This is a genomic window from Acinetobacter sp. 8I-beige (assembly GCF_902505955.1).
GTDB classification, from domain to species: domain Bacteria; phylum Pseudomonadota; class Gammaproteobacteria; order Pseudomonadales; family Moraxellaceae; genus Acinetobacter; species Acinetobacter johnsonii.
In genome coordinates this window covers 1,318,835-1,334,340 of the sequence record NZ_LR732790.1, presented here as the reverse complement: position 1 = coordinate 1,334,340, position 15,506 = coordinate 1,318,835, and the positions used below count along the sequence as shown (strand labels likewise).

15 protein-coding genes and 1 pseudogene are annotated in these 15,506 nt (G+C 42.6%); 2 read left to right on the top strand and 14 right to left on the bottom strand.

From position 1 onward, the window contains the following. Window positions 1-18: 18 nt before the first annotated feature. The 3 genes from sstT to GVX98_RS06325 all read right to left on the bottom strand — a co-directional run bounded on the left by sstT (window position 19) and on the right by GVX98_RS06325 (window position 3,597). Window positions 19-1,212: a serine/threonine transporter SstT gene (gene sstT / locus GVX98_RS06335; protein ID WP_004979798.1), complete on the bottom strand. Its 1,194-nt coding sequence runs from the start codon at window positions 1,210-1,212 to the stop codon at window positions 19-21. Window positions 1,213-1,445: 233 nt separating this feature from the next. Continuing rightward, window positions 1,446-3,179, bottom strand: coding sequence for a SulP family inorganic anion transporter (locus GVX98_RS06330; protein ID WP_159127557.1), 1,734 nt, complete (start codon window positions 3,177-3,179; stop codon window positions 1,446-1,448). Between the two features lie 100 nt (window positions 3,180-3,279). Beyond that, a complete protein-coding gene (locus tag GVX98_RS06325; protein WP_004693230.1) occupies window positions 3,280-3,597 on the bottom strand; it encodes a helix-turn-helix transcriptional regulator in 318 nt (105 codons plus the stop codon). Between the two features lie 392 nt (window positions 3,598-3,989). Between GVX98_RS06325 and rutD the strand changes: the two genes are divergently transcribed. Beyond that, window positions 3,990-4,793 (top strand): pyrimidine utilization protein D, encoded by an 804-nt coding sequence (rutD, locus tag GVX98_RS06320; RefSeq protein ID WP_159127556.1) that lies wholly within the window; start codon window positions 3,990-3,992, stop codon window positions 4,791-4,793. A gap of 155 nt (window positions 4,794-4,948) precedes the next feature. On the opposite strand, the pseudogene GVX98_RS17030 reads toward rutD, so the two are convergent. From GVX98_RS17030 to GVX98_RS06265, 11 genes and pseudogenes are all read right to left on the bottom strand, one after another. Beyond that, window positions 4,949-5,205: pseudogene (locus GVX98_RS17030) on the bottom strand (acetyl-CoA C-acyltransferase); the annotation flags it as partial. A gap of 152 nt (window positions 5,206-5,357) precedes the next feature. Continuing rightward, window positions 5,358-6,011, bottom strand: a complete 654-nt coding sequence (locus GVX98_RS06310; protein WP_159127555.1) for a 3-oxoacid CoA-transferase subunit B — start codon at window positions 6,009-6,011, stop codon at window positions 5,358-5,360. Between the two features lie 13 nt (window positions 6,012-6,024). Continuing rightward, on the bottom strand, window positions 6,025-6,705 hold the full coding sequence (locus tag GVX98_RS06305; RefSeq protein ID WP_078425588.1) for a 3-oxoacid CoA-transferase subunit A: 681 nt from the start codon (window positions 6,703-6,705) through the stop codon (window positions 6,025-6,027). Window positions 6,706-6,732: 27 nt separating this feature from the next. Further along, on the bottom strand, window positions 6,733-7,965 hold the full coding sequence (gene benE / locus GVX98_RS06300) for a benzoate/H(+) symporter BenE (protein ID WP_159127554.1): 1,233 nt from the start codon (window positions 7,963-7,965) through the stop codon (window positions 6,733-6,735). Between the two features lie 52 nt (window positions 7,966-8,017). Then, entirely contained in the window at window positions 8,018-8,803 is a 786-nt protein-coding gene (gene benD, locus GVX98_RS06295; RefSeq protein ID WP_159127553.1) for a benzoate diol dehydrogenase BenD, read from the bottom strand. Window positions 8,804-8,818: 15 nt separating this feature from the next. Further along, window positions 8,819-9,835, bottom strand: coding sequence for a benzoate 1,2-dioxygenase electron transfer component BenC (benC, locus tag GVX98_RS06290; protein ID WP_159127552.1), 1,017 nt, complete (start codon window positions 9,833-9,835; stop codon window positions 8,819-8,821). 90 nt (window positions 9,836-9,925) lie between these two features. Then, window positions 9,926-10,435: a benzoate 1,2-dioxygenase small subunit gene (benB, locus tag GVX98_RS06285; RefSeq protein ID WP_004979732.1), complete on the bottom strand. Its 510-nt coding sequence runs from the start codon at window positions 10,433-10,435 to the stop codon at window positions 9,926-9,928. Then, entirely contained in the window at window positions 10,432-11,829 is a 1,398-nt protein-coding gene (benA, locus tag GVX98_RS06280) for a benzoate 1,2-dioxygenase large subunit (RefSeq protein WP_004693190.1), read from the bottom strand. The genes benB and benA overlap by 4 nt, the downstream gene beginning before the upstream one ends. A 78-nt stretch (window positions 11,830-11,907) precedes the next feature. Further along, window positions 11,908-12,828 (bottom strand): catechol 1,2-dioxygenase, encoded by a 921-nt coding sequence (gene catA / locus GVX98_RS06275; protein WP_004979728.1) that lies wholly within the window; start codon window positions 12,826-12,828, stop codon window positions 11,908-11,910. Window positions 12,829-12,967: 139 nt separating this feature from the next. After that, window positions 12,968-13,258, bottom strand: a complete 291-nt coding sequence (catC, locus tag GVX98_RS06270) for a muconolactone Delta-isomerase (RefSeq protein WP_151836563.1) — start codon at window positions 13,256-13,258, stop codon at window positions 12,968-12,970. A gap of 29 nt (window positions 13,259-13,287) precedes the next feature. Then, the gene (locus tag GVX98_RS06265) at window positions 13,288-14,397 is read right to left on the bottom strand and encodes a muconate/chloromuconate family cycloisomerase (RefSeq protein WP_010326681.1); all 1,110 of its coding nucleotides are present in this window, start codon (window positions 14,395-14,397) and stop codon (window positions 13,288-13,290) included. Window positions 14,398-14,512: 115 nt separating this feature from the next. Here GVX98_RS06265 and GVX98_RS06260 point away from each other — a divergent pair, with 115 nt between their 5' ends. Then, complete coding sequence (locus tag GVX98_RS06260; RefSeq protein ID WP_005399482.1) at window positions 14,513-15,427, top strand: LysR family transcriptional regulator; 915 nt, start codon at window positions 14,513-14,515, stop codon at window positions 15,425-15,427. Window positions 15,428-15,506 lie beyond the last annotated feature (79 nt).

Here is a 15,506-nt window from a genome sequence, read left to right as displayed (position 1 = left end):
TACTGATTCTACAATATATTATTTTGAAGCGCGGTCAACTGCTGCAGTAAATAATACGTCAGTTGATGAGTTCAATGCGGTTTCAGTAGAGTCCTGTAGTACGCTAATCACCATACCAATTGCAACGACTTGCATTGAAATATCAGATGAAATACCAAATAGGCCACACGCCACTGGAATCAAGAGTAGAGAACCACCCGCAACACCTGAAGCACCACATGCTGAAACTGTTGCAAGCACAGATAAAATCATCATGGTGGTAAAGTCAACATTAAGACCTAGCGTATTGACTGCTGCCAGTGTAAGCACAGTAATAGTCACTGAGGCGCCGGCCATGTTAATGGTCGCACCGAGTGGAATGGCTACACTCGCTGTAGATTCAGCAACACCCAAACGTTTTGCAAGATCTAAGTTCACAGGAATGTTCGCAGCAGAACTACGCGTGAAGAAAGCAGTGATACCACTTTCACGTAAACATTGAAATACCAATGGATACGGATTGCTACGTGTTACCACAGCAACCATAAGCGGGTTGATGACTAAGGCAACGAAAGCCATTGTGCCGAGTAAGACGGCCAATAAATGTGCATAGCTTGCTAATGTGCTTAAACCTGTTTCTGCAAAGGTTACCGCCACTAGACCGAAAATACCGATAGGTGCAAAGTTAATCACCAAACGAATCACGCTATTTACTGCGTGTGCAGTATCATTGAGTAAGTCTTTGGTTGAGTCTTTGGCATGACGGAATGCAGCACCCAAGGCTACAGCCCACGCTAAAATACCAATGAAGTTTGCTTCACTAATGGCAGTTACAGGGTTAGCAATAAAGCTCAGCAGCAGGTTCTTAAAGATTTCAATCAAACTACTTGGCGGTTGCAAGTCAGTATTTGCAGGTAAATTTAAGAATAAAGTACTTGGGAAAGCGATGCTGACAGCAACTGCTGAAAAAGCAGCCAGTAGCATACCCACGGCATACATGATGATGATAGGACGTAGATTCGCACTATGACCTACTTTAAAATTTGCAATAGAAGCAAGAACCAAGACAAATACAAGTACAGGCGCGACAGATTTTAACGCTTTAATAAATAAGTCGCCTAGCAGGCTCAAATAAGGTGCCACGCCTGGGAAAACAAGGGCTACACCAATACCCAAAATAATGGCAATAATAATTCGAGTAACTAGACTCATTCGCGCTAAAACAGAAAACATAGAGGCGCCTTGTTGAAATTACGAGGACAAAATACGGATTTTAAGTGCGCCATTTTATACCTAATTTGCTAACTGACTGAAAAATATTTAAATATAAAAATTAAGTTATTGTAATTCCAGTTTTTATTATTCATTTTAATTCATAAAAATGACATATTTAATGGATTTTTATCATAAATGCCTGCTTGATATTTCTCACTATATTGAAAAAGTGCAAGCAGACATTCGGTCTCTTATGAAGTTTTAAGCAGCTGAGGTGAAAGGGTTTGAATGGCTTGATAGTGAGTTAAAAAGACATTCCCACTCAAATGTTTCAATAGTTTTGAGCTTTGCAGTCGATCCATCACAGGGCCTTTAACTTCGGACAAATGCAGTTGAATGTTTTGCTTGGCCAATTCTAGATTAATATCTTCCAGCATTTCTAGAGCACTCAAGTCGATACTACTCACACTGGAACAATTAATCACCACATGAGCTAACTCAGGTTGTTGGCTCACGGCATTGATCAGCTCGCCTTTGAATATATTGGCATTTAAGAAGGTTAGGCTTTCATCTATACGCATCGATAGCACTTGTGCCGTTGTTTGGACTTGATGTCGTTCAACATTCCGAAAATGTTGCGTCCCCTCGACCAAGCCAATCACAGCAATATGTGGTCGACTAATCCGCCAAAGCAACAAAATAAAGGTCGAAACCATGCCAATGATCAGGCCAGTTGAAATATCGATACAGACAACACCAAAAAAGGTAATCCACATCGCGATACCATCTGCTTTGGAATACTTCCATGCTTCGATGAAGGGTTTAAAGTCCACAAGTTTCCATATCGAGACGATAATTGTTGCAGCCAAAATAGCTAAAGGAAGGTCCTGAAAGAAACCTGTAAAGTATAAGCTCACTACAATAATCAACAGCGAAGAGAGCACACCCGCCATAGGGGTCTGAGCGCCTGCATCTGCATTAACGACAGTACGAGAAAGGCTGCCTGTTACAGGAAAGGCCGAACTGAAACCTGCACTGATATTGGCTAACCCCAAAGCGATAAGTTCTTGGTTGCTATTGAGTTGACTTCGGTTTTGTAAAGCAGTGGCTTGAGCAATGGAAAGTGATTCAACAAAACTGATCATCGCGATCATGGTTGCGCCTGGCAAAAGTTGCAGAACTAAAGTCCAGTTCCAATATGGCATATCGAGTGGAGGCATACCAGATGGAATGATTCCGACGGTTTTGATTCCAAGCGTTTGCAGTTGGAAAAAATAGACCAAGGCAATCGAGGCAACCACTAAAAATAAAGGAATGGTACGCGAAAGTAATACGGTCGATCCGAACCAACCTTTTAAGGTATTAGTATTCAGCAGCTTTGGTACATAAATTAAAAATACGATTGCGCACAGTCCAAACAGCAGCGTACCTATATGAGTCAAACTGATGTATTGCCAAATACTTATCACAAACTCGGGGATATTATTGGCTTTTAAAGGCAGATCGACAATAAACTTCAACTGACCCAACGCAATCAGCAAAGCAGATGCAATAATGAAACTTTGGATGACGGGGTGGCTAATCAGTTGGATGAGGAAACCAAAGCGAAATAAACCCAACAGCAGGGAAATGATACCGACCATCAGGGCTAATAAACATGCTGCTTGTATATAAACTGGTGAACCAACTTCAAACATCGAGTTCAAAGTCGCAAAGGTCATCATCGAAATGATGGCAACAGGGCCAATAGAAAGCGTCGGACTGCCACCAACGATGGCATAAATAATCATTGGGATAATGCTGGCATATAGCCCAGTGATTGGTGGTAAGCCTGCCAACATGGCATAGGCCATGCCTTGAGGAACCAACATGGCAATGACGATAAAAGATGCAAGTAAATCTGACTTAAACGTAGGCGTGTCATAGTGCTTGAGCCATTGCCATGCGGGTAGATAATGGCTTAGACGACGATTCCAATCAGACATAAAAAAATCTAAATCACAAATTTAGATATATTATGCATAAAAAATGCTAAGAAGTCTTAGCATTCGTTTTCATAGCACAGAAAATATAGCAGTGATTGGTTTAGAGACGTGGTTTTGGGCAGTACAAGCTATACAAAGTATTTAAGACTTCAATCATGCGTTCATCTTTAATGGAGTAATAAATTTGTTTACCATCACGGCGCGTATTTACCACATCACTTTTACGTAACATCATTAATTGTTGAGAAAGAGTCGGCTGTTTGATGTCGGTAATTTCTTCAATTTGAGAAACATTAAGTTCTTGTTGCGACAAATGACACAAAATTAATAAACGATCAGTATTGGCTAGAGATTTTAAAATACTCACAACAACTTCAGCAGAGTCGCGCATAGACGTTATTTCAAGTCCTGTGTTCATTTAAAACCTACTCATAAAACAAAACAACTGTGCGCTTAGTATAAAACCAAGCCGTTCATAATGCTGTCTTTTCAAGTCCAATATGCATGGCTTTTAGTGAAATAAAATATTAGCTAAAGTTATATATACTTAATATTTACATCAAAATTAGTTATTCAAAATGTTACTTAAGTTCTCGATATTTATATAATTTAAGCCGATTTTTTAAATCAAAAACTCATTCTTTATGATTATTTATAATAAGCTTTGAATATTTTATCATATAGAGAGCATTAAAATCATAACTACAGAGCTTTTTAAAAAATATCATTATAAATTTAAAAAATACAAACATTTATTAAAAGGCATAATTATTGCTTGATAATATTTTTGACCAATAAGTAAACTTTGAGATGAATGTACAAATTTTTCCATCCCATATCGAAGATGCCGAATATGTGGTTTTGTCGTCGGGTTTAGGTGGACATGCGCAGTTTTGGCAGCCACAAATTCAAGACCTACAAACCAAATTTCATGTCCTAACTTACGATCAAGAAGGTTGCCATGAAAACAGTACATTATTAAAACCAGATTATTGCATACGCGATTTGGGGCAGCAGCTTTTGCAGATTTTAAAGCAACAACATATTCAACGCTTTCATTTTATCGGCCATGCACTGGGTGGTTTTATTGGTGCGGAGTTGGCCTACTTGTGCCAATCGAGCGAGTATAAGATGTTATCAATCACGATTTTAAATGGTTGGGACACGTTAGATGCACATACGTATAAATGCTTTGAAACCCGAATTAACCTTTTAACATGTGCAGGCACTAAGGCTTATGTCAAAGCACAGGCTTTGTTTTTATATCCACCAGCTTGGATTTCAGCAAATATAGAAAGTATTCAAAAGCAAGAACAGTTTCAAATTCAAAACTTTCCACCGCATGAAAATGTATTGCGACGGCTAAGTGCATTAATGAACTTTCAACTGAACGAGGAGATAAAAAAGGCTTTGCAAAACATACCGATGCATTTGATTGCGAACCAAGATGATTTCCTTGTGCCTTACGAACGCTCACAAAACCTAAAACAGTTGTTTCCGCATGCACAGTTGACTCTTTTAAAGCAGGGCGCTCATGCAGCGACTGTAACCGAAACAGTACTGATGAATAAGGAAATGTTGGGCTTTTTAACCGTACAGGAAAGTTTAGTTTAGATTATTGATTGTTTAATTGGGCTTTATAAAGTGAAGGTGTATAGGTTTTAAAATCTATACACTTTTTTTATTTGGGCTAAAAATATAAAAACTCTAGTTTGGATCATTTACCGCACAATCATTGATCATCCCTCACAGAGATAGTGCATAAAATNACTGTCGTGGCAGGAACTTCAACGGGTAAGCCTGCAAGGAGTGCTGACATACGCCCCACATTACGGTTATCTTCACCCGCTTGGTTGGCACAACCATAAATCACGTCATCGACTTGGGTCCAATCTACACTTGGATTACGTTGCATTAAGGCTTGAATTGGCACTGCACCCAAGTCATCGGCACGGATCGGAGCGAGTCCACCTGCATAACGTCCGAATGGGGTACGAATGGCATCGATAATGTAAGCGTTTTTCATATTTAATTTTCCCTTTGAATCCCCCTTAATACCCCTTTACTAAAGGGGACTTTCTCTGGGAGTATTCTTTCATTTCTTCAATCCCTCCCAACCTCCCTTTTAAAAAGGGAAGAGTTCCCCCTCTTTTTCAAAGAGGGGTTAGGGGAGATTTATTATCCTTGTGTCGCATCCACTAAAGTTGCACCCGTCATTGCCTGCAATTCTGCAAAGCTTAGACCGTCGACTTTTTCAATCACTTTTAAACCTTCAGCAGTGACATCAATCACACACAGGTCAGTGTAGATACGATCGACACATTTCAAACCTGTCGCTGGATAGCTCAGTTCAGCCACGATCTTCGGTTCACCCTGTTTGGTGACATGGTCGGTGGTGATAAAGACTTTCTTGGCACCGACGGCTAAGTCCATCGCACCACCGACGGCAGGAATCGCATCGGGTGCACCGGTATGCCAGTTGGCCAAGTCACCATTGGCTGCCACTTGAAAGGCACCTAATACTGCAATATCTAAGTGACCACCACGCATCATGGCAAAAGAATCGCCATGGTGGAAAAAAGCACCGCCTTCGAGCATGGTCACATATTCTTTACCCGCATTAATCAACTCAGGGTCTTCTTGACCTTTTTCAGGTGGTGGACCAAAAGCCAATAAGCCATTTTCAGAATGTAAGAACACGTCTTTGTCACTTGGTAAGTAACTGGCAATCTTGGTCGGTAAGCCAATCCCGAGATTGACATACGCACCATCTGGAATATCTTGTGCGACACGTTCTGCAATTTGGTTACGGCTGAGTTTTTGATAGCTCATGAAAGTCTCCCGATTACACAGCAACTGGTTCAGGCTGAACCTGCACCACATGTTGAACAAAAATACCTGCGGTGATGATGTGTTCAGGGTCTAAAGCCCCCAGTTCCACCACTTCAGACACTTGTGCAATAGTCACGCCTGCGGCCATGGCCATAATCGGGCCGAAGTTACGTGCTGATTTGCGGTAGACCAAGTTACCCCAACGGTCGCCTTTCTGTGCTTTAATCAGAGCAAAGTCAGCTTTGATTGGATATTCCAGTACATAATCTTTCCCGTCGATGTGACGGGTTTCTTTGCCTTCGGCCAATAAGGTGCCGTAGCCAGTTGGGGTGAACACTGCACCGAGTCCCATACCTGCGGCTTGGATACGACAAGCCAAGTTGCCTTGAGGAACCAGTTCCAATTCAATTTTGCCTGCACGATAGAGTTCATCGAAGACCCAAGAGTCGGACTGACGCGGGAACGAACAGATGACTTTTTTCACGGCACCTGCTTTGAGGAGCTTGGCTAAACCATAGTCACCATTACCAGCATTGTTACTGACGATGGTAAGGTCTTTAATACCGAGTTGAATTAACCCATCGATCAGTTCAGCAGGTTGTCCTGCTGTACCAAAACCACCAATCATGATGGTTGAGCCATCCTTTATTTGTGAAAGTGCTTCTGTTAAAGAAGCTGAACTTTTATCAATCATAATATTGTCCTAGGCACAGCGTACCTATTAACTTTTAGAACTTGGATTGGAGCTTGGAGTTGAAGCTAAAGCTGAAATTTCAGGACTACGTTTGGTTAAAATCAGATGCGCAGTTAAACCAATAACGATGCCCCAAAAAACGGAACTTAGACCCAAAAAGTGCATACCTGAAGCTGTAGCTAAAAAAGTAATGAGGGCAGAATCTCGTTGAGATTCATCTTTCATGGCTACAGCAATATTGGTTGAAATTGCACCCAATAAGGCCAAGCCAGCCAATGCGGCAACAAGCTCTTTTGGTAGCAAGCTGAAGAGCAGAACGATACTGCCTGCAAACAAACCACCTAAAATATAGAAAATGCCGTTAGCAACGCCTGCGATATAACGCTTTTCTTTTAACTCATGCGCATCTTTGCCCATACACAGTGCAGCCGTAATTGACGCCAAAACGATGGTAATGCCACCTACACATGCAACAGCTAAAGACGCAATACTGGTGGTGGTGATAATCGGCTTGGCAGGCATGTCATAACCACTCAGTTTCATGATGGCCATGCCCGGTAAAAACTGTCCCGTCAGACTGACTAAAATCAAAGGCAGGGCAAGGTTTAAGGTTGAGTGCCAAGTCCATTCAGGGCTGATGAACTGAGGAATAGCAAGTTGGACATCTAAGCTCACCGCATTCATTTCACCAAGCCCAAAGCTCAAGGCCACACCTGAAAGCAGTACCCAAAGCATGCTATAACGTGGTGAAATTCGTTTTGCGACTAAAAAGACAAACAGCATGCTAAACACAATAATCGGCATACTGTTAGTTGCGCTAAACAGACCTAAACCAAACTGAAATAGAATACCTGCCATCATCCCAGCAGCCACCGACTGCGGAATCCATTTCAACAATTTATCGAAGTAACCACTGATCCCGATCAGGAAAATCACCACAGCTGAGGTGATATAAGCGGCTACTGCTTCATTCAGGCTAATATTCGGGAACAGCGTGACCAATAAAGCCGTACCTGGCGCAGACCATGCGGTAATTACAGGGACTTTAAACTTAATGGAAAGAAAGATCCCTGCCACGGCTGCTCCAATAGAAATACCCCAAATCCATGAAATCATCATGGTCGGGGAAACCTGAGCTTGTTGCGCAGCCTGAAAGAAGATAATGAGTGGTCCTGAATAGGAAATCAGCACTGCCAAAAATCCTGCGACAGTGGCTGAAATAGACCAATCTTCTTTCAAAGTTTTAAACAGGGTAGCCATTCATTTGCCTCCATGCAGACATGATCCTGTATATAAAAGTAATAACGATCAATTAGCCTTGATCGCCACCGCCTACAGGAACAACTGTACCTGTCATATATGACGAATCATCTGAAGCAAGGAATACAATCGCATTCACTTGTTCCTGAATCGTGCCATAACGGTTCATAAAACTACGATCAATAGTTTGATCGACCACTTGTTGCATCCACGACTTTTCATTTTCAGACAGTGGATTTGCATTACGCGGCACTTTACGCGGCGGTGCTTCGGTTCCACCTGTCGCAACTGCATTCACTCGGATCCCATCTTTAGCATGCTCAAAAGCAAGTGATGCAGTAAGGGTATTGACCCCACCTTTGGAAGCCGAATAGGGCACACGGTTAATACCTCGGGTTGCAATAGAAGATACATTTACAATCGTACCTTTCTGATTTTTAATCATTTCAGGTAAAACAGCGCGACAACACCACAGCGTTGGGAATAATGAGCGATTGACTTCTTTGATAATTTCTTCTTCAGAAAACTCTTCAAAAGGTTTCATCCAAATTGCACCGCCGACGTTGTTGATGAGCACATCGACACGGCCATAGACTTCAAGTGCTTTGTCTACAACACTTTGAGCACCTGCAAAGGTTTCAAGGTTGGCTTTGACTGTTATTGCATCACCTTGTTTTGCTTCAATTTCTGCTAATGTTTCATCGACATAGTCAGATAAGTCAGCTAAGACAACTTGCGCACCTTCATCAGCGACTTGGAGTGCAACACCGCGACCAATGCCCTGAGCGGCACCAGTCACAATCACGACTTTGTTTAAAAATCTTTGACGATCAGACATGATAAGTGGCCCCAATCAGTTTGCTGAGAATTTTTCAAACAGGAAGTTTGCAGGTTTTACACCTTCGCTATCTAACCAACCACGAACAGCATCAACCATAGGTACAGGACCACAAAGGTAGACATCGACGTCACCGCCATTGAGCCATTCATTGTCGATGTGACCCGTCACATAACCTTTACGCTCATGTGCAGAGTCTGGACTTGCAACAACGGTACGGTATTCAAACCATGGCAGTTTGGCTTGAAGTGCATCCAGTTGTTCTAAAGCAACTAAGTCGAAGTCATTGGTCACGCCAAAGACTAAACGCACAGGGTGTTCTGCGCCTTTTTCTTCTAAGACTTGCAGCATGGACATAAATGGGGCAATGCCTGTACCGCCTGCGAGCATAACCACAGGACGAACAACATTACGCAAATAGAAGCTACCAAATGGACCTGTAAAAGTCATTTTGTCGCCCGCTTTGGCAGCACCACTTAAAAAGCTACTCATTTTGCCATTCGGCACATTACGTACAACAAAGCCAGTTAAACGGTTGCCTGGTTTCGAGCTAAATGAATAGGAACGAGTTTCTGCTGTCTCTGGGATGCCGACGTTGACATATTGACCAGCAAGAAAGTGAATGTCAGGTTGACCTTCATCGAGTTGAATATCAAAAGTAATGGTCGACTCTGATAGGTTTTCAACAGCGACTAAAGTCCCTTGGTACTGGTGAATTTCGGTTTTGCAGACTTCAGATGATGCTTGAATTTGGAACACTGCATCCGAGGTTGGACGGCATTGGCAAGCCAAAATATAGCCTTGTTCCGCTTCTTCAGGGGTGAGTGCATCTTCAATGTAGGTTTCTTCAGGCATGTCATAACTTCCTGATTCACAGAAAGCTCGGCACGTTCCACAAGCACCATCACGGCAATCTAGCGGAATGTTAATTTTTTGGCGGTAAGCGGCATCTGATAAAGACTCACCTTGAGTCACGGTAATAAAACGCGTTACGCCATCTTCAAATTGAAGTGCAACATTGTGGTTTGACATGGCTGAATATCCTTTAAAAACGTTGAAACTTGGAACTCTCAGCCAAAACTCCATTTGGCTGAAAGCATACTAAGGATGTGTGGCTAAAACTTAGAGGTGATAAACATCAATCACTTGGTTGATGTAATCGTTTTTCAGTACTACGTATTTGCTTAAAATTTGTGGTTTTTCACCTGAAAAATCGATTTCATAGCGTGACATACCAAAGTAGCTATAACTGGTTTTGTAGCGGAAGCTCAGCGTATTCCAGTTAAAACGGACGGTAACTTTATCGCCATCACGCTCAATCACTTCGATATTGTTCACATTGTGACAAGTACGTGTGTCTGGCATGGTCGCAGAAGAGCGTTCAGTTTTAATGCGGAACACACGGTCTTCTAAACCTTGGCGGTCTGGGTAGTAAATCAGTGAAATTTCAGACTGCGGATCCGTAGTCAGGGTATCGTCGTCATCCCATGCAGGCATCCAAAACGATGCTGAAGGGGCATAACATGCAAGCCAATCGTCCCATTGTTCATCATCTAAAAAGCGTGCTTCTTGATACAGAAACTGACTGATTTGTTCGATGCTAACGGTATTAAGTGTTGTAGGAGCATTCATGCCACTTCTCCTTGTTCATTTGCAGTTTCAACAGCCAGTGCTTTTTCATTGGCTATTGCAATTTTCATCATGTCTAACCAGTGTTGGTGCTGAGCAAGGTAGAGGCCTTCATCTTCAGTTTTTACACCTGAAAGTTTTGGTTTTAGACCAATTTCATTAGCAGCATCATCTGGGCCATGAATCCAATGTTTTGAACCGCGGCACATATCGTTCCATTCCAGTTCAATGCCTGCGTAGCCCGCTTGGCATGCACGGAATTCTTCTAAATCATCTGGTGTTGCCATGCCTGAGGCATTGAAGAAGTCTTCGTACTGGCGAATACGGCGCGTACGAGCTTCCGCGTTTTCACCTACAGGTGCGATACAGTAAATCGTGACTTCAGTTTTATTAACTGAAATTGGGCGAAGTACGCGAATTTGTGAACCGAATTGATCCATCAAATAGACGTTTGGATAAAGACAAAGGTTGCGTGAGCGCTCAATCATCCACTTCGACATTGCTTCGCCAAATTTTTCAGAATATTCGTCGGCTTTCGGGAAGTTTGGACGGTCTTCTGGATTCGCCCACTGTGTCCAAAGCAGCATGTGACCATTGTCAAAACCGTATGAACCACCGCCTTGTTTGCCCCAAGCGCCTGCACTCATGGCACGGATGTTGTCACCCGCTTGTTTTTCTTTACGCTGTTGCGTAGTCGCTGCATAGTTCCAGTGCACCGCAGAGACGTGATAACCATCTGCGCCATTTTCTGCAGTCAGTTTCCAGTTGCCTTCATAGGTGTAGGTAGATGCGCCACGTAAAACTTCAAGACCTTGCTCAGACTGATCCACAATCATGTCAATGATTTTGCTGGTTTCGCCTAAGTATTCTTCTAAAGAGGGAACATCCGGATTTAAGCTACCGAACAAGAAACCTTTGTAGTTACCAAAACGTGCGACTTTTTTCAGATCGTGTGAACCTTCGTGGTTAAAACAGTCTGAATAACCTGCATCTGCTGGATCTTTAACTTTTAAAAGCTTGCCTGAGTTGTTAAATGTCCAACCATGGAAAGGACATGTATAAGTTGCTTTGTTGCCACGTTTATTACGACAAAGCTGCGCACCGCGGTGTGAACAGGCATTGATCATGGCATTGAGTTCACCATTACGGTTACGTGCAATCAGAATCGGCTGACGGCCAATATACGTCGTGTAATAGTCGTTGTTATTTGGAATTTGGCTTTCGTGTGCCAAGTAAACCCAGTTACCCTCGAAGATATACTTCATTTCTAGGTCAAAAAGGGCTTGATCAGTAAACACTGAACGATGAAGTTTGAATTCGCCTGTTTCAAAGTTGTCGACAAGTAATTCGTCGATACGATCGAGATGGCTAGTATTAATAACTGGGATACGTGGCATGTCCGTTCTCCGACTTTCCAAAAGTGAGGAAGTCCCCGAAATGCGACTTTGCAGTGGCTATTTCGGTTCCAAGGGTAATTAAGCGCTAGCGCGACGACGTTCAACTTCAGTTGATGGTGCAGCCGCTTGGTCTTTCACCAGTTCAACATTGAATTGAATGTGTTTGAATGGACCTGTTAAACCGCGGCGTGCAATTTCAGCTTCATCGGTAATATCGACAGCGGTAGCCACCAAGCCTTCACGTGTTGCAAATGCAAAGTCATCCCACAGGTATTGGTCACCCTCAATGTTGAATTGGGTGGTTAACTTACGGTAGCCTGGCGCAGATACGAAGTAATGTACGTGCGAAGGGCGGTTACCGTGACGGCCTAACTTGTTCAATACAAATTGAGTTGTCCCTTCTGGTGGGCAACCATAACCAACAGGCATCGTGGTGAGAGCAACGTATTTACCATCTTGGTCACTCATGATTGAACGACGTAGATTGAAGTCTGATTGTGACTTATCGAAGAAAGAGTAGTTGCCTAAGCTATTGGCATGCCACACTTCAACTTTTGCACCTTCAATAATCTGACCATCAGTGTCAGTCACTGTCCCTTCAATAATTAAAGTCGGAATTTTGCCTTCTTCAGAACCATCGTCCATACGTGCAAAACCAACCGATTCAGGTGCACCAGCTACGTATAAAGGACCCTCGATGGTACGTGGCGTTCCGCCTGTAATGCCTGCTTTGGCATCGGCTTCATCTGCACGTAAGTCGAGGTAATGCTCAAGACCAAGACCAGCCGCAAGTAAACCAAGTTCATTGGCTTGACCTGCATCCGTAAAGTATTCAAGACCTTTCCAAACTTCAGTTTGGCTCAAATCTAAGTCTTCAATCGCTTGGAATAAGTCACCCAATAGGCGAACCACAATTTGTTGAGTACGTGCGTCTACAGAACCGGTTGCTGTATCCACATTCATTGTTTTGACTAATGCATCAATCTGTTGACGATTCATACTATTGCTCCTTAAGTATGTTTGCTGTGTGGTGGCTAGCTTTATGAATAGGTTGAAAAGCTTAGCTGCCACGTTCCTTGTTAATTTCTTTCACTGGATTAACGTTCCAGTGATTAAATTGCATAAAATCTTTTTTCAATTAACGATCATCTTCGCGAATAGACGATGGATGTCGGTTCAAAGGCATCACTTCAATGTTCATATACGGGTACAGGGGTAAACCTTGCAAAATGTTGTGTAGCTCTTCATTGCTGTCTACATCAAAAATGCTGATGTTTGAGTACTGACCTGTAATGCGCCAAATATGTCGCCATTTGCCTTGAGTTTGTAGCTCTTGCGAATATGCTTTTTCGACTGCTTTAATTTCACTGGCAGTTTCAGCAGGCATATCCAGTGGAATGTTTACATCCATACGTACGTGAAAAAGCATGTATAACTCCTAAACGGTTAAGACGTCGCTTAAGCGCGGCGCAGCTGATCAATCTTGTTTTCATCCAGTTCAATACCGAGTCCTTTGCCTTGAGGTAGATGCAAAGCGAAGTCAGTGTATTGAAGTGGGGTTTTTAAAATATCTTGGGTTAAGAGCAGTGGGCCGAATAGCTCGGTGCCATAAGCTAAATTTTCAAAAGTCGAGAACAAATGTGCCGAAGCAATTGTGCCGACTGCACCTTCAAGCATGGTTCCGCCATACAAATCTATGCCTGCTAAGTTGGCAATCTTCGCCACTTCATGACCTTCGATTAGTCCACCAGACTGAGCCACTTTGACTGCAAAAACAGAGGCAGCATTGGTTTTGGCTAAACGGTAGGCTGAGCTTGGTCCCATGAGCGATTCATCCGCCATGATGGCAAGATCAAAACGTCGTGTTAAACGCTGCATCGCATCAATGTTATCGATCGCACACGGCTGTTCAATTAAGTCAACACCACCATTTTGTAAAAGTTGAATACCCTTAATCGCATCTAGCTCAGACCATGCACGGTTCACATCGACACGGATGGAAATGTCTGAACCCAGTGCTTGTTTAATCGCAAGAACATGTTCAACATCTTCTTCTACACGGCGTGAACCGATTTTAAGTTTGAAAATATTGTGGCGTTTTGCCTCAATCATTTTTCGGCCTTCAGCAATATCTTTTTCAGTGTCGCCAGATGCCAACACCCAAAGTACAGGTAAGCTGTCACGTAAACGGCCACCCAATACTTCAGAAAGGGGTAAATCTAAACGTTGCGCTTGAATGTCGAGTAGAGCGGTTTGAATTGCACATTTGGCAAAACGGTTACCATTAATATTCTTTTTCAAAGCACGCATGGTTTGTGCGATGTTTTGAGCTTTAAGGGACTTCAATAAAGGTGCAAAATAAGTTTCAATATTGGTCTTAATACTTTCTGGGCTTTCTTCACCATAGCCCAGTCCGCCAATTGTTGTCGCTTCACCCCAACCGACAAAGCCATCTTCAGTGCTGATTTTCACCAAGACAAGCGTTTGCGTTTGCATAGTCGCTACCGCCATTTTGTGTGGGCGAATAGTGGGGATTTCGACGAGTAAGGTTTCTATAGATTTATACATCTTAACTCTGCGCAGCCTTGCGTTGTGTACCTGATTTGATATACCTTAAAAGAATAAATATGAACTGTCGAAGATCAAATTAGCATTTTAATATATCTTAAAGGTATAAATAGTCATGGAATTGAGACACCTCCGCTACTACGTAGCTGTTGTAGAAGAGCAGAGTTTTACCAAAGCTGCTGAAAAATTATTCATTGCACAGCCTCCTTTAAGCCGCCAGATACAAAACCTGGAGGCTGAATTGGGGGTGCAATTATTTGAACGTGGCAGCCGTCCACTCAAAACCACGGAAGCAGGACAATTCTTCTATCAACACGCTGTTAAACTTTTGTCTAATGCCGAAGAAGTCAAAGCCATGACACAACGTGTAGGTTTGGTTGAAAAAACGGTGACCATGGGCTTTGTGGGATCGTTGTTATATGGGTTGTTGCCTAAAATTGTGTATTTATTTCGCCAACAGCAGCCACATTTAAAAATAGAACTGATTGAAATGAGTACCAAAGACCAAATTCAGGCCTTAAAAGAAGGGCGGATTGATGTTGGTTTTGGACGCTTACGTATTTCAGATCCTGCTGTGCGTCGGGTTTTACTGCGTGAAGAACCGTTGATGTTGGCGGCACATTCTAGTCATCCTTTGACGGCGCAGAAACAAGGCGTGTACCTGTCGGACTTGGTCGATCAAAACTTATTTCTTTATCCAAGTCATCCCAAGCCAAACTTTTCTACCCAAGTCCAAGGGCTATTTTCAGAATATGGACTGGAACCTAAACATTTAAAAGAAGTCCGTGAAATACAGTTGGCACTGGGGTTGGTTGCCGCAGGGGAAGGAATCTGTGTAGTTCCAGAAAGTGCGCGAACCATTCAACTGCCGCATTTGAACTATATTCCAATCTTAGATGATGCAGCGACTAGCCCCATTTTTCTGGCGATTCGTTCCATGGATGAAAGTGAAGATATTCGTTCGTTATTTGATTGTATTTATCAGGTCTATGACCTTGAAGCGATCAAATATGACCGTGCGTTTATATAAACTTGGGGATTTAAATTTCACGATACTTTTAAAGTCTACATTTTAAAACGAGCCATTTCAGCCATCCTTGGGGGGATGG

What these genes read in the sequence shown, in the direction of transcription:
- benE (WP_159127554.1), bottom strand. Translation starts at nt 7,965, where the DNA reads ATGGCTACCCTGTTTAAAACTTTGAAAGAAGATTGGTCTATTTCAGCC.
- GVX98_RS06330 (WP_159127557.1), bottom strand. Translation starts at nt 3,179, where the DNA reads ATGTCTGATTGGAATCGTCGTCTAAGCCATTATCTACCCGCATGGCAA.
- catC (WP_151836563.1), bottom strand. Translation starts at nt 13,258, where the DNA reads ATGCTTTTTCACGTACGTATGGATGTAAACATTCCACTGGATATGCCT.
- catA (WP_004979728.1), bottom strand. Translation starts at nt 12,828, where the DNA reads ATGAATCGTCAACAGATTGATGCATTAGTCAAAACAATGAATGTGGAT.
- benC (WP_159127552.1), bottom strand. Translation starts at nt 9,835, where the DNA reads ATGTCAAACCACAATGTTGCACTTCAATTTGAAGATGGCGTAACGCGT.
- GVX98_RS06260 (WP_005399482.1), top strand. Translation starts at nt 14,513, where the DNA reads ATGGAATTGAGACACCTCCGCTACTACGTAGCTGTTGTAGAAGAGCAG.
- GVX98_RS06310 (WP_159127555.1), bottom strand. Translation starts at nt 6,011, where the DNA reads ATGAGCTATCAAAAACTCAGCCGTAACCAAATTGCAGAACGTGTCGCA.
- benA (WP_004693190.1), bottom strand. Translation starts at nt 11,829, where the DNA reads ATGCCACGTATCCCAGTTATTAATACTAGCCATCTCGATCGTATCGAC.
- GVX98_RS06305 (WP_078425588.1), bottom strand. Translation starts at nt 6,705, where the DNA reads ATGATTGATAAAAGTTCAGCTTCTTTAACAGAAGCACTTTCACAAATA.
- benB (WP_004979732.1), bottom strand. Translation starts at nt 10,435, where the DNA reads ATGAATGCTCCTACAACACTTAATACCGTTAGCATCGAACAAATCAGT.
- GVX98_RS06265 (WP_010326681.1), bottom strand. Translation starts at nt 14,397, where the DNA reads ATGTATAAATCTATAGAAACCTTACTCGTCGAAATCCCCACTATTCGC.
- benD (WP_159127553.1), bottom strand. Translation starts at nt 8,803, where the DNA reads ATGTCTGATCGTCAAAGATTTTTAAACAAAGTCGTGATTGTGACTGGT.
- rutD (WP_159127556.1), top strand. Translation starts at nt 3,990, where the DNA reads ATGAATGTACAAATTTTTCCATCCCATATCGAAGATGCCGAATATGTG.
- sstT (WP_004979798.1), bottom strand. Translation starts at nt 1,212, where the DNA reads ATGTTTTCTGTTTTAGCGCGAATGAGTCTAGTTACTCGAATTATTATT.
- GVX98_RS06325 (WP_004693230.1), bottom strand. Translation starts at nt 3,597, where the DNA reads ATGAACACAGGACTTGAAATAACGTCTATGCGCGACTCTGCTGAAGTT.